Source organism: Pseudomonas sp. xss_2, from assembly GCF_043104195.1.
GTDB classification, from domain to species: Bacteria; Pseudomonadota; Gammaproteobacteria; order Pseudomonadales; family Pseudomonadaceae; genus Aquipseudomonas; species Aquipseudomonas urmiensis.
On record NZ_JBICKL010000116.1, the window covers coordinates 1 to 12,546 of the forward strand.

General features: G+C 62.8%; 12 protein-coding genes. 7 read left to right on the forward strand and 5 right to left on the reverse strand.

The features are described from left to right. Nucleotides 1–44 precede the first annotated feature (44 nt). Nucleotides 45–452 carry a GFA family protein gene (locus ACF8K2_RS25915; protein ID WP_392468795.1) on the forward strand — a complete coding sequence of 136 codons (408 nt, stop codon included), beginning with the start codon at nucleotides 45–47 and terminating at the stop codon, nucleotides 450–452. A gap of 1 nt (nucleotide 453) precedes the next feature. Here ACF8K2_RS25915 and ACF8K2_RS25920 read toward each other — a convergent pair whose 3' ends face one another. Further along, nucleotides 454–1,347 (reverse strand): LysR substrate-binding domain-containing protein, encoded by an 894-nt coding sequence (locus ACF8K2_RS25920; protein WP_312154982.1) that lies wholly within the window; start codon nucleotides 1,345–1,347, stop codon nucleotides 454–456. Between the two features lie 133 nt (nucleotides 1,348–1,480). Here ACF8K2_RS25920 and ACF8K2_RS25925 point away from each other — a divergent pair, with 133 nt between their 5' ends. The 4 genes from ACF8K2_RS25925 to ACF8K2_RS25940 all read left to right on the forward strand — a co-directional run bounded on the left by ACF8K2_RS25925 (nucleotide 1,481) and on the right by ACF8K2_RS25940 (nucleotide 4,918). Next, nucleotides 1,481–2,422: a DMT family transporter gene (locus tag ACF8K2_RS25925; protein ID WP_392468798.1), complete on the forward strand. Its 942-nt coding sequence runs from the start codon at nucleotides 1,481–1,483 to the stop codon at nucleotides 2,420–2,422. 38 nt (nucleotides 2,423–2,460) lie between these two features. Then, nucleotides 2,461–2,799 carry an FKBP-type peptidyl-prolyl cis-trans isomerase gene (locus tag ACF8K2_RS25930; protein ID WP_312154985.1) on the forward strand — a complete coding sequence of 113 codons (339 nt, stop codon included), beginning with the start codon at nucleotides 2,461–2,463 and terminating at the stop codon, nucleotides 2,797–2,799. A 179-nt stretch (nucleotides 2,800–2,978) separates the two neighbouring features. After that, entirely contained in the window at nucleotides 2,979–3,638 is a 660-nt protein-coding gene (locus ACF8K2_RS25935; protein WP_264237249.1) for a histidine phosphatase family protein, read from the forward strand. Between the two features lie 77 nt (nucleotides 3,639–3,715). Continuing rightward, nucleotides 3,716–4,918, forward strand: coding sequence for a D-amino acid dehydrogenase (locus ACF8K2_RS25940; RefSeq protein ID WP_392468802.1), 1,203 nt, complete (start codon nucleotides 3,716–3,718; stop codon nucleotides 4,916–4,918). Between the two features lie 108 nt (nucleotides 4,919–5,026). Here ACF8K2_RS25940 and ACF8K2_RS25945 read toward each other — a convergent pair whose 3' ends face one another. From ACF8K2_RS25945 to ACF8K2_RS25955, 3 genes are all read right to left on the reverse strand, one after another. Further along, the gene (locus tag ACF8K2_RS25945; RefSeq protein WP_392468805.1) at nucleotides 5,027–5,755 is read right to left on the reverse strand and encodes an aspartate/glutamate racemase family protein; all 729 of its coding nucleotides are present in this window, start codon (nucleotides 5,753–5,755) and stop codon (nucleotides 5,027–5,029) included. A 16-nt stretch (nucleotides 5,756–5,771) separates the two neighbouring features. Continuing rightward, nucleotides 5,772–7,304 carry an NCS1 family nucleobase:cation symporter-1 gene (locus ACF8K2_RS25950; RefSeq protein WP_392468807.1) on the reverse strand — a complete coding sequence of 511 codons (1,533 nt, stop codon included), beginning with the start codon at nucleotides 7,302–7,304 and terminating at the stop codon, nucleotides 5,772–5,774. 487 nt (nucleotides 7,305–7,791) lie between these two features. Beyond that, a complete protein-coding gene (locus ACF8K2_RS25955; protein ID WP_186556258.1) occupies nucleotides 7,792–8,232 on the reverse strand; it encodes an Lrp/AsnC family transcriptional regulator in 441 nt (146 codons plus the stop codon). Nucleotides 8,233–8,366: 134 nt separating this feature from the next. On the opposite strand from ACF8K2_RS25955, the gene ACF8K2_RS25960 reads away from it, so the two are divergent. Beyond that, nucleotides 8,367–9,272: a DMT family transporter gene (locus ACF8K2_RS25960; RefSeq protein WP_392468809.1), complete on the forward strand. Its 906-nt coding sequence runs from the start codon at nucleotides 8,367–8,369 to the stop codon at nucleotides 9,270–9,272. A gap of 87 nt (nucleotides 9,273–9,359) precedes the next feature. Then, the gene (locus ACF8K2_RS25965; protein ID WP_392468811.1) at nucleotides 9,360–10,283 is read left to right on the forward strand and encodes a class I SAM-dependent methyltransferase; all 924 of its coding nucleotides are present in this window, start codon (nucleotides 9,360–9,362) and stop codon (nucleotides 10,281–10,283) included. Between the two features lie 103 nt (nucleotides 10,284–10,386). Here ACF8K2_RS25965 and ACF8K2_RS25970 read toward each other — a convergent pair whose 3' ends face one another. Next, nucleotides 10,387–12,417 carry a mechanosensitive ion channel family protein gene (locus ACF8K2_RS25970; RefSeq protein ID WP_392468814.1) on the reverse strand — a complete coding sequence of 677 codons (2,031 nt, stop codon included), beginning with the start codon at nucleotides 12,415–12,417 and terminating at the stop codon, nucleotides 10,387–10,389. Nucleotides 12,418–12,546 lie beyond the last annotated feature (129 nt).

Consider the following 12,546-nt stretch of genomic DNA (forward strand, 5'->3'; position numbering starts at 1 on the left):
TGTCTATACTCCCAAGCTCCCGCCCACCCCCGAGGACCCCCGCCATGCCCCTGAAAAAAACCGGCACCTGCCTCTGCGGCGAAACCCACCTGAGCGCGACCATCGACAACACCCAAATCAGCGCCTGTCACTGCAGCATGTGCCGCAAATGGACCGGCGGCCCACTGCTGGTCGTACACTGCAGCAACCCCCCGCTGATCGAAGGCCGCGCGCCAAGCGTCTACGATTCCTCCGACTGGGCCCAACGCGGTTTCTGCGGCAAATGCGGCACCCACTTGTACTACCGGCTCAAGGCCAACGACTTCTACGCCATCCCCGTCGGCCTGCTCGATGGCGAGGAAGCCTGGGACTTCGATCTACAGATATTCGTCGAACAGAAACCCGCCTGGTACTGCTTCAAAAACCAGACCCGGGAGCTGACCGGCCAGCAAGCCTTCGATGAGCTGAGCTAGCTCACACTTGGCGCAACAACCATTCGGCAAACACCTGGGCGGCCGGTGAGGGCAAGGTCTGGCGGTCATGCACCAGGTAGTCGGCCTGGCCGGTACGTACCTCGAAGGTCGATACCGGTTGGATCAAGCCGCTGTTGATCCGATCCCGGGCCATCGACTCCCAGCCCAAACCGACCCCCATGCCCTGCATCACCGCATCGAACACCAGATTGACCTGGTTGAAGGTCAGCGCATCGGCCGGGGCCTGGTAACGCACGCCGAAATGACCGAACCAGTCATGCCAGTCCAGGCAGTTCCAGGCCGAGGCGTCGAGCTGGATCAAGGTCAAGGCCTGCAACTGCTCCAGGCTCTCGACCTGACTCAGGTCCCAGCCGCTGCTGGCAATCGGGTAGACCACCTCGTCGAACAGCTTGCGCGCCTGCAGCGAACGCCATTGGCCATGCCCGTAGAGAATGCCGAAGTCGTAATCGGCGATCAGGCTTTCGTTGATGTCGTTGCTGGCATGAATGTTCACGGTCAGCTCAGGATGCTGTTCGTTAAAGCGCAACAAACGCGGAAACAGCCAGTACTGGGCTACCGCATGGGTGCAGATGACGCTGACATGGCGATCGCCATGGCCGCTCTTGAGCCGCTGGACGTGAGCCAGAAGCTTATCCAGCATCGGCTCGACAAACCCATGAAAGTGCTCGCCAGCGCTGGTCAAGCTGATGCCGCGGGCGCGGCGTTCGAACAGTTGAGTGCCCAGCTCGTCTTCGAGCAGGCGGATCTGCTTGCTCACCGCGCTCTGGGTCAGATACAACTCGCCCGCTGCGCGGGTGAAACTGCCGGTACGGGCCACCGCCTCAAAGGCAATCAGGGTGTCGAGAGGCGGCAGGTGACGGCTGTAGCGGCTCATTGGCGATCCGGATCATTGTAGTTGTTCGCCCATCTTAGCTATTCCGCTACGGAATGGCTGCATGAGCAATGATCTTTTGCCGCACAGCGACTCGGCAGGTAGCCTGCGCGCATCTTCAAAGGGGAGCAGACAGGTGAAACGCGGTGTGATGTATGCCGGCATGGCCGGGGCGTTGTGGGGCATGGTGCTGATGGTTCCTGAGCTGTTGCCCGAATTCAATCCGATGCTGCTCAGCAGTGTGCGCTACCTGATGGTGGGGGTGATCTCGCTGTTGCTGGCGCTGCCGATGGCGCGTCAGCTGCGGCAGCTGACCCTGGTCGATGGGTGGATGCTGCTGCGCCTGGCGGTGATCGGCAACCTGGTGTACTTCGTTTGCCTGGTGGCGGCCATCCAGCGCCTGGGTGTGGCGCCAGCGTCGTTGATCGTCGGCGTACTGCCGCTGACCATTACCTTGTATGGCCGTAACGACAGCGGCGCAGTACCGCTCAGGCGCCTGGCCGGTCCGCTGGCGTTGATCCTCGCTGGCATGCTGTGCATCAACCTGCAGACCTTCGCTTTCGCCCCGGGGGCGTTGGCCGACAAGCTCATGGGCCTGCTGTATGCCTTGGTGGCCCTTGCTTGCTGGACCTGGTACGCCGGGCAGAACAGTCGCTACCTCAAGCAGTGCGGCCACTTCGACAGTCATCAATGGTCGGTGCTGTGCGGGGTGATGACCGGTTTGGCCAGCGTGGTGATGGTCGCGTCCTTGGCCATCTGGCAGCCGCAGCAGTTGCACGTCGAGGCGCCGATGGCGCGTTGGTGGTTGTTCTGGGCCTGTAGCCTGGGCTGTGCGCTGCTTGGCTCATGGCTGGCCATGGCGCTGTGGAATGCAGCGTGCAAGCGCTTGCCGTTGACCTTGAGTGGCCAGTTGATCGTGTTCGAGACCTTGTTCGCGCTGCTCTACGCCTTCCTTTGGCGCCAAGCGGGGCCGAGCGCGCTGGAAGCGGCGGCGATTGTGCTGGTGATTGGCGGTGTGCTGTGGTCGATGCGCCAGCACGAGGCGCCGCCTGAGCTTGCCAAACCGGTGCATTCCTGAGAAAACGGCGCCCTACGTTTGCCCTAAGAGAGAACGCCATGAGCGACCCATTGCAGATCATTGACCTTGAGCCCGGCGACGGCAAGGCCGTGGTCAAAGGTGCCCTGATCACCACCCAATACACCGGCTGGCTGGCTGACGGCAGCGAGTTCGACTCGTCCTGGTCGCGTGGCAAGCCGTTTCAGTGCGTGATCGGCACCGGTCGCGTCATCAAGGGTTGGGACCAGGGCCTGATGGGCATGCGTGTGGGCGGCAAGCGCAAGCTGCAAGTGCCGGCGCACCTGGGTTATGGCGAGCGCACGGTCGGCGCTATCCCGGCCAACTCAGACCTCACGTTCGAGATCGAACTGCTCGAAGTCCTGACCCGCGACGACTGACACCAACGTTTCCCGGGAATGACTTCATTTGGCAAAGTTACCCGCCTAAAGTGAATTTTGCTCACGCAAGGTGGTCAAGGATGGGCCTCGTCTGGGAGTTGGTGTGCAACCCACCTCGGGCGACGAGCATGGAATGCAGGCACGGACGCCTCCCTTTTTTGCCGGATGAGTCCATCGCCATGAAGTTGCCGCAGTTTATGCGACGCCGTCATCTGTTTCTCGCCGCGGCGCTTGCCGCGATTCTCGTACCCTTGAGCCTGGATGTGGTGGAAAGTCACGACCAGCCCGCCGATGGCACGCAGACCCTGGTGTTCCTGCGTCACGCCGAAAAGCCCGGCGAGGGCCTGGGTCAGTTGAACTGCCAGGGACTCAATCGCGCCCTGGACCTGGCCACCTTGCTGCCCGAACGTTTCGGCGATGCCGACTACGTGTTCGCCGCCAATCCTTCCCGGCATGTCGAGGAGGGCAGCCAGGACTTGCGCTACAGCTACATTCGTCCCTTGATGACCATCACTCCCAGCGCTATCCGTCTGGGCCTGCCGGTCAATATCGACTTCGGCGCCAATGATTACGACGAACTGGCCGACGAGTTGTTGAGCGACAAGTATCGCAACGCCACGGTCTACACCGCCTGGTCGCACGGCTACTTGCCGGACCTGATCAACGCCGTGGCCGGCAAAGCCCTGGGTGATGAGCGGGTGATCACCCAGGACTGGAACAATGACGATTTCGACACCCTGTATGTGCTCACCCTGACCTGGCACGACGGCGAAGCCAGCCTGCTTAGCCGCAATGTGCGCCAGGGCCTCGATGGTGGCAAGAAGACCTGCCCGACCTGATCAGGGCTAGCCCTGGCTGGTGAGCGCAGCCCGGAATCTGCGATGCTTGCGCGGTGGATTCGAGCAAGGAGCAGGGCATGGGCAAGCGGGTAACCGTGATTGGCGGTGGGGTGATCGGCCTGGCCAGCGCCTACGCGCTGGTGCGTGAAGGCTGCCAGGTCGAGCTGATCGAAGCGCGCGACAGCCTGGCCAGCGCCACCAGCTTTGCCAATGGCGGGCAATTGTCTTATCGCTACGTGGCGCCGCTGGCCGACGCCGGTGTGCCGTGGCAGGCGTTGGGCTGGTTGCTGCGCGGTGACTCGCCGTTGCGCCTGCGCCTGCGTCTGGACCCTGCCCAGTGGCGTTGGTTGGCCGCCTTCGTGGCGGCCTGTCGCGGCTCGGTCAACCGCCGCAATGCTGCTCACCTGCTTGAACTGGCGTTGCACAGCCAGGCGGTCATGGCGCGTTGGCGCGAAGAGGACCATCTGCACGGATTTGCCTGGCGGCGCAACGGCAAGTTGGTTGCGTTTCGCACCCAGGCGGCGTTCTCTCGGGCTTGCGCGCATCGGCTCGACCCGGCCACTCAACAGATTGTCGCTGGCGCCGAGCTTGGCGCGCTCGACGCGGCGCTGGCCGATGCGCCATTCATTGGCGGGGTGTATACCGCAGACGAAGAAGTCGCTGACTGTCATCGCTTCTGCCAGGTGCTGGCGGAGCGTCTGCGCGCTTCAGGGCGATGTGAGTTTCGTCTGGGCCAAGTGGTCACTGGGCTGCGGCACGATGGCAGGCGGGTGACGGCAGTGGAACTGGCTGCTGGGCAGCTGGACGTCGAGCACCTGCTGTTGTGCGCCGGACATCGCAGCCCGAGCTTGGCGCTGCCGGGGCTGAAGCTGCCGATCTATCCGCTCAAGGGCTATAGCCTGACTGCGCCAGTGCTGGCGCAGCATCAGGCTCCGCAGGTGAGTGTCACTGACTATGAGCGCAAGATCGTCTATGCCCGGCTGGAGAATCAGCTGAGGGTGGCGGCGATGGTGGATATCGTTGGCTTCGACGATGCTGTCGATCCGCGCAGGTTGCGCAGCATGCAGCGCTTGGCACAGGCGACGTTGCCTGAGGCGGCGGATTATCGGCAGGCGGTGGAGTGGGCCGGGATGCGCCCGGCGACACCCACCGGGGTGCCGATTCTCGGCGCTACGGCGTATCGCAATGTGTGGTTGAACCTGGGGCATGGGGCCTTGGGGTTCACCTTGGCTTGTGGCAGTGCTCAGCGGCTAGCGCAGCTCATTAACTGTCGGGAGTGATGGTGGCTGTACCGGCCTCATCGCGGGCAAGCCCGCTCCTACAGGGATTGCGCAGCTCATGTAGGAGCGGGCTTGCCCGCGATGAGGCCGGTACAGGCAACTGCGATCCTAGCGGCCGAACCGCATCGGCCAGCCCACCACTTTCTTCACCCGCGGCGTCGCATAGGTCCGTACCTTGGAAGTGCTCAAGCCCATCCGCACCAGCGACTCGGCAATGGTCACCGCTGCACTGACGCCATCGACCACCGGCACGCCAGTGCGCTGGCGGATCTGTTCATCCAACCCGGCCATGCCGCCGCAGCCCAGGCAGATCACCTCGGCCTTGTCATCCTGCACTGCCCGTGCGGCCTGCTCGACAATTGCCTCGACCGCTCGCTGCGGATCGGCCTCAAGCTCGAGCACCGCCAGCCCGCTGGCGCGCACCGAGGCGCAGCGCTCATACAGGCCGGAGAGCTTCAGGCGGTCTTCGATCAAGGGCACGGTGCGATCCAGGGTGGTCACTACCGAGTAGGCATGGCCCAGGTACATCGCGGTGCTGGCGGCCGCGTCGGTGATGTCCACCACTGGCACGTTTAGCAGTTCTTGCAAGCCCTCGCGGCCATGTTCGCCATAGCCGGCCTGGATCACCGCGTCATAGGGCTGGTCATAGGCCATGACCCGGTCCATCACGGCAATCGCCGCCAAATAGCTTTCGAAGTTGCCTTCGACTGATTCGGCGCCGAACCAGGGCGTCAGGCCGACGATCTCGGTGCCGGGCGAGGCGACGCTGCGCGCCTGTTCGGCAATGGCCTCGGTGATGGCTTCGGTGGTGTTGACGTTGACGATCAGAATGCGCATGCACGTTCCTCCTTGATCAATGGCTGCTGTGGTCGACGGCGATGCACTCGCCGCTGACATCGTGGTATTGGCGATTGCGCGGAGCGATCAGCAGGTACAGTGCGGCAGCGATACCAGCACCGATCAACCAGGAGAACGGCGCAATGCTGTGGAAGCTCGGGACCAGGGCCAGGACGATCGCCAGCAGCGCCGCCGGAACGAACACCGCCACTGCCCGCAGGTTGACGCCTCGGGTGTAGTGATAGGCGCCGGCTGGGTTTTCGCTGTACAGCTCTGGCACGTTGATCCGGCCTTTGCGCAGCAGCCAGTAGTCGGCCATGATCACCCCGTACAGCGGGCCGAGCAGGGCGCCCAGGCCTGACAGGAAGTACACGATCACCAACGGGCTGTTGTACAGGTTCCACGGCAGGATCAGCACCGCCAGGGTTGCGCTGATCAGGCCTGCGCGGCGGAAGTTCAGGTGCCGGGGCGCAAGGTTGCTGAGCACGAACGCCGGCGCCACGAAGTTGGCCATGATGTTCACCGCCACCGTGACGATCAGGAAGGCCAGGCAGCCCAGTACCAGAAACGGCGTGCTCGGGATGGTAGCGACGATCTGGGTCGGGCTGTCGATCACCTGGCCGTTGATCTGGAACTGCGCACCGCACAGCACCACGGTGATCACCGCGAACACCAGGATGTTCACCGGCAGGCCCCAGAAGTTGCCGACGCGGATGGTCTTGCGGCACGGCGAGGAGCGGGCGAAGTCGCAGAAGTTCAGCACCAGGGTGCCGTAGATCGCCAGCCACAGCGCACCGCCGGCAAAGATGTTGCGCCACATCTCATAGCCGCTCAGTGGCTCGGCCACCGACCAGGCAATGCGCGTATCGGCCTGGAAGTACATCCAGCCGGCCAGGCTCGCCACGGTGAGCAGAATCACCGGGCCGGCAAACGCCTCGCAACGGCGGACCATCTCCATGCCGTAGGCGAGGATCACCAGCTGCACCAGCCAGATCGCCACGAAGCACAGCCAACCCAGGCTCGACAGGCCGAGAATGCTGTCCTGGTCATAGGCCGCCACTTGCGGCCACACCGCAGTGAGCAACACCCGCAGCACCACCGAAGCCAGATAGGTCTGGATACCGAACCAGGCGATGGCGATCACCGCGCGGATCAGCGCCGGAATCTGCGCGCCGTGGATGCCGAAGGCGATCCGGCTGATCACCGGGAACGGCACGCCGGTCTTCTGCCCCATGTAGCCCGAGAGGTTCATGAAGAAGTACACCAGCGCCGCGCCAATGGCCAGCGATAGCAAGATCTGCCAGCCACCCAGGCCGAGGGCGAACAAACCCATGGCGAACGAGTAGTTGGCGATGTTGTGCACATCGTTGGTCCACAGGGCAAAGATGCTGTAGCCCCCCCAGCGACGACCTTCGCTGCGGGTCGGGGCGAGGTCGCGGTTGTGCAGCCGCGGGCTGAGGTCAAGCTCGGGCGCATGGCCGGCCAGGGTCGAAGTGGGGGAAGTGCTGGCGACGGATAGTTCAGGGGCAAGGTCGAGGCTGCTACTCATTCCGGCGGCTCCTGATGCGGCTGCCGGCGATAAGCGGGCGAGCTGCACGGGCTCGTCATCTCATCGTTACAGGCAGTGGCATCACTGGGTTCTCGAGGCAGCGGCCCTTAGGGATCAGGCGCTGCGTTATTGTGTATTTATGTTTCGTAAACTTTGTATACAAAACACAAACACACAAAAGCCAGTTCCATGCCAGGAACAATACAAGTTTAAGCAGGCCAGTAATCTGAGTTTGTCTTGCTTGAATATAACCTAATGAAAATAAGCGATTATAAGTTGACCAAATGAACAGTTTTTATTTTTTCACGGGTTTTTTAGTTGATCAAATGGTCAAATTTTTATTCGAGCGCGATGTAACCTAGTGGTGCGTTAATTCACCTAAGTGCACACAAAAATGGCACTTATGGTGACATTCTTGTGTACAAAAAATAGTCAATAGGATTAGCCGGATACTCGCCTGGGGCGGGCTAGCGCCGTCGCTAAAAGGCTATTCGCCCATCGGCGGCAGCCGGCGTTTTACCGGGCTCTTCTTGATGATCGCGGTATTGGTTTCAGCCAGCACATTGATCCGATCGAGCAAGGTGTCGAGTTGCTCCATCGAGCGCACATGCAACCTGGCGATGAAGCAGTCTTCACCGGTGACCTTGTCGCACTCGGTGAACTCGGGGATGGCAATGATCTGCCGCTCCACTTCCTGTAACTGACCAGGCAATGGCCGGATGCGCACGATGGCCTGCAACTGGTAGCCGAAACTGCGCGGGTCGACGTCTACCGTGTAGCCGCGCAACACGCCACGCTCCTCCAAACGGCGCAGGCGCTCGCTGACGCTGGGCGCAGACAACCCGCTGATCTGCGCCAAGGCCTTGAGCGAGCGGCGGGAGTCTTCCATCAGGGCATTGATCAACAGCTGGTCGATGGCGTCGGTCATCTTTAACCTCGTCAGGGAAAATGGGTGATTCGCCTTGATAGTAAAGGCGAGTCTGATATTTAGCCTTGGTTATCCGCTGGAAGGTAGCGCTTGACCCTCGTCATACTGTGGCCATCGTCAAGCGGAGGTGTGAGATGGACAGTTCAGTGCGCCGTGGCTCTGTGGAAATGATGGTCGCCATGCTGATTTCCGGGACCATCGGCTGGTTCGTGCTGGTGTCTGGCCAGCCGGTACTGGAGGTGGTGTTCTGGCGCTGCGTATTCGGCGCCGGCACCTTGCTGCTGATTTGCGCAGGCTTCGGTTTTCTCAAACCAGGCGTGATAGGCCGCACTGCGTTCCTGTTGGCGATCGCCAGCGGCGTGGCCATCGTCGGCAACTGGGTGCTGCTGTTCGCCTCCTACTCACGCGCCTCGATCGCCATCGGTACGGCGGTGTACAACGTGCAGCCCTTCATGCTGGTGGGGCTGGCGGCGCTGTTTCTCGGCGAGAAGATCACCGCGGCCAAGCTGACCTGGCTGAGCGTGGCGTTTCTCGGCATGTTGGCGATCGTCAGTGCGCACGGTGCCGGGCAGGGTAGCGGCAACGACTATCTACTGGGCATTGCCTTGGCTTTGGGCGCGGCCTTGCTGTACGCCGGGGCGGCGCTGATCATCAAGCGCCTGAGTGGCACCCCGCCGCATTTGATCGCGCTGATCCAGGTGAGTACAGGCGTGTTGCTGCTGGCGCCGTGGGTCAAGCTTGGCGGGCTGCCCGCTGAGCCGTCGGCGCTGGCTAGCCTGATTACCTTGGGCATCGTGCACACCGGGGTGATGTACGTGCTGCTCTACAGCGCCATCCAACGCTTGCCCACGGCCCTGACGGGCGCGCTGTCGTTCATCTACCCCGTCGCGGCGATTCTGGTCGATTGGATCGCCTTCGGCCATCGCCTGGCGCCGCTGCAGTGGCTGGGCGTGGCGCTGATCCTGGTTGCCGCTGCGGGTATGCAGCAGGGCTGGTGGTTCAAGCCGGCGCCACGGGTCGAGGCGCTCAAGCCAGATTGAGCCTGGCCTGACGAATATGTGGGCATGACTGGGTTGTTGGCGATGCTCGGTTACAATGGCGTTTTTTTGCGCGTGTGAATCCCCGCCATGACCTCAGCCATCGACACCCTTGCCCAGCACCTGACTGCGGCGCTTGACCCCGCCCCGCAGGAAACCCGGCGCCTGTTCCACGGCCGTGGCCGTTGCTGGCCGGGGCTTGAGCAGATCACCGTCGACTGGTTGCAGGGGGTGTTGTCGGTCGCCTTGTTTCGCGAGCCTGCGCCTGAGCAGTTGGTCGAATTGGAGGCAATGCTCAATGCCCTGGCCCAAACCCCACAGTGGACGGGCGAGGCGATTTTGATCCAGCACCGCTACCTGCCCGACAGCCCCGGCCAGTGGCTGGTTGGCGGCCCGATCCAGCAACGTGAAGTGGTTGAGGATGGCCTGCGCTATTTGCTGGATTTGGGCGTGCGCCAGAACAACGGGCTGTTCCTCGACATGCGCTACGGTCGGCGCTGGGTGCGCGAACAGTCGGCCGGTAAGCGGGTGCTGAACTTGTTCGCCTATACCTGCGGCTTTTCCGTGGCGGCGATTGCCGGCGGGGCCGAACAGGTGGTCAACCTGGACATGGCCAAGTCGGCGCTGTCGCGCGGGCGGGAGAATCATCGGCTCAATGGGCATGCTGTGGGGCAGGTGGCGTTTCTCGGCCATGAGCTGTTCAAGTCCTGGGGCAAGGTGCGCAAGTATGGGCCGTATGACCTGATCATCATCGATCCGCCGACGTTCCAGCGCGGCAGCTTCGTACTGACCCAAGATTACGCGAAGATCCTGCGCCGCCTGCCGGAGCTTCTGCGCGAGGGCGGCACCGTGCTGGCCTGTGTCAACGATCCGGGGATCGGCTCGGCGTTCTTGATCGAGGGTATGGCTGAGCAGGCCCCGGCGCTGAAGTTTGTCGAGCGGCTGGAGAATCCCCCGGAGTTTCCCGATGTGGATGTTGAGGGTGGTTTGAAGGCTTTGGTATTCCGTCAGTAGGTTTGAAGCTATCGCGGGGCAAGCCCGCTCCCACGCAATCGCTCTACTGCTCGCCCGGGAGCAGACTTGCGTGGGAGCGGGCTTGCCCCGCGATGAGACTGGCTCAGGCCGAAACCGCACGCGCCTGCGCAGGCATCGGATACACCTGGGCAAACGCCACATTCTCAGTCTGATCCACGCGCTTTTTCAGTCGCTCGTTGAACGCCCGGCTCACCGCATACTGGCCGCCGGAAATGGTGCGCAACTGCGCAGTCAACACGAAGCCGTTCAAATCCATCCGGTCCACCCCGAACACCTGCAGCGGCCCTTGCAGGTTGATCCGCAGCAGCGGGTCTTCGCTGATCGACTTGCCCACCTCGTGGATCAACGCCAGCGATTGGTCGACATCGCTGTCGTAGGTGAACTGCACCGAGAAGAACGCGTAGGCGAACTGACGTGACTGGTTGGTGACGGCCTTGATCTGGCCGAACGGCACCGAATGCACGAATCCTTTGCCATCGCGCAGGCGCAGGGTGCGGATGGTCAGGCTCTCGACCGTGCCGGCATGCCCGGAATCGAGCACCACCCAATCGCCGATGGAAATGGTGTCTTCGATCAGGATGAACAGCCCGGTGATGACGTCCTGCACCAGTTGCTGCGAGCCGAAACCGATGGCCAAGCCGATCACCCCGGCACCGGCCAGCAGCGGCGCGACATTGATCCCCAGGTTGGCCATGGTGGTGATGGTGCAGATGACGATCAGGATCACCTTGATGGCGTTGCGCAGCATCGGCAGGATGGTCCGCGTGCGGGTGCTCGGCTGGCGCGAGGCGCGCCGACCGACAGCGGGCTTGAGCGCTTCCTGGATTGCCGTGTCGAGCACCACCCAGAGCAGCCAGGTGACCAGCAGGATCAAGCCGATGCTCGACAGTGAATTACTGATCGCCTGGCCGAGGCTGTTGCTCAGGGCGAAGGTAATCACCGAAAAGCCCCAGATCCGCCCGAGCAGTTCGATGAACGCCACCGCCATGGCGATCCGCAGCGAGGCGTGCACGAGGCTGCGCAACAGCTCTTTGTAGGGGCGTACACGCTGTTGATCGTCACCCTCATGCGTGGCCAGCAGGTGCTGCATCAGGGTGCTGAGGAACACCGCCGCGACCAGCAGCACAGTGGTCAATAGCGCGTTCTGCAAGGCTTTCTGGCTTTCTTCGCCAGCGCCGATCAGGTGGATCGCCGACACCAGGATCATCATCAGGATCGGCAAGTACCAGAGTTTGGAAAAGATTCGCAGCGTCTCCTGCACGGCGCGATGCTGCAGCCGGTCCTTGAGGTCGCGGTTGCGGATCAAGTGTGCCACCGGGCGGCGCAGGCGCAGGACCAGGCTGGCAAAGACCAAGGTCGCCAGCAGCCCGGTCAATACGGCGATGCTGGCGGTGATATTGCCGCCCAACTGACGGGCGATCTGCGGGCTGGTCAGGGCATCGCTCCAGGCTGCCAGAAAACCAATCATGAACAGCGGGCGCGGCGCCATGCGCCGGATCACTGCCACGGCTTGGCGTTTGTGGCCGGCGTCGAACAAGGTGATCAGGCAAAGGATGATCGAGGTCGAGAACAGGCCGCTGCTGGTCGCGTAGGCCAGGCTCAGGCCCAATGCGCGGGCGACCGAAGGATCGAGGAAGCGGCTGACGTAGAGCGTCAACGGCAGGCTGGCCAGTGCTGGCAAGGTGTAGGGCAGAAGATAGCCAAGCAGGCCGCGTACGCGTTTGCGCTGACGCAGCAGGGAAGTCGCTGCGCAGCGCTTGGCGCACCAACGGCCGAGGGTGGTGAGCAGGGCGAAGCTGGCGGCCCAGGTCAGGCTCAGCAGGAGGAAATTGCCGGTCAGCTGCAGCGAGTCGCTGGCTGAGTGGCGATCGACCAGGCGCTCCATCTCCTTGGCGGCGCGATCGGTACGCAGGCGCCAGGCGTCGATCAGGTGGGCATCGAGGTCGAGGTCTTGGGCTGCACTGTCCAGGCCGTCAGCCAGGGCGCCGAGCAGGCCGCCTTGCAGCACCGGGGCTGGCTCCTCGGGCGTTTGCTCGGTGGGGATGGGTTCTGCGGCGAGGAGCCGGGTGCTCAGCAGCAGGCTGAGAAGAAGCGGGGTGAGAAAGCGCAGCACTGGAGTACTCCTTGGGCCGGGGCGAGCGGGGAAGGGTTACTCAAGGAACTGATGGCTGAATGTGGGGGAAGTTCAGCTGGGTGTGTTGCCGGTGCCGGCGTTATCGCGGGGCAAGCCCGCTCCCACGCC

Bases quoted from the DNA above. Each gene is read 5' to 3' on its own strand.
- ACF8K2_RS25915 (WP_392468795.1), top strand. From the start codon at position 45: ATGCCCCTGAAAAAAACCGGCACCTGCCTCTGCGGCGAAACCCACCTG.
- ACF8K2_RS25920 (WP_312154982.1), bottom strand. From the start codon at position 1,347: ATGAGCCGCTACAGCCGTCACCTGCCGCCTCTCGACACCCTGATTGCC.
- ACF8K2_RS25930 (WP_312154985.1), top strand. From the start codon at position 2,461: ATGAGCGACCCATTGCAGATCATTGACCTTGAGCCCGGCGACGGCAAG.
- ACF8K2_RS25935 (WP_264237249.1), top strand. From the start codon at position 2,979: ATGAAGTTGCCGCAGTTTATGCGACGCCGTCATCTGTTTCTCGCCGCG.
- ACF8K2_RS25940 (WP_392468802.1), top strand. From the start codon at position 3,716: ATGGGCAAGCGGGTAACCGTGATTGGCGGTGGGGTGATCGGCCTGGCC.
- ACF8K2_RS25945 (WP_392468805.1), bottom strand. From the start codon at position 5,755: ATGCGCATTCTGATCGTCAACGTCAACACCACCGAAGCCATCACCGAG.
- ACF8K2_RS25950 (WP_392468807.1), bottom strand. From the start codon at position 7,304: ATGAGTAGCAGCCTCGACCTTGCCCCTGAACTATCCGTCGCCAGCACT.
- ACF8K2_RS25955 (WP_186556258.1), bottom strand. From the start codon at position 8,232: ATGACCGACGCCATCGACCAGCTGTTGATCAATGCCCTGATGGAAGAC.
- ACF8K2_RS25960 (WP_392468809.1), top strand. From the start codon at position 8,367: ATGGACAGTTCAGTGCGCCGTGGCTCTGTGGAAATGATGGTCGCCATG.
- ACF8K2_RS25965 (WP_392468811.1), top strand. From the start codon at position 9,360: ATGACCTCAGCCATCGACACCCTTGCCCAGCACCTGACTGCGGCGCTT.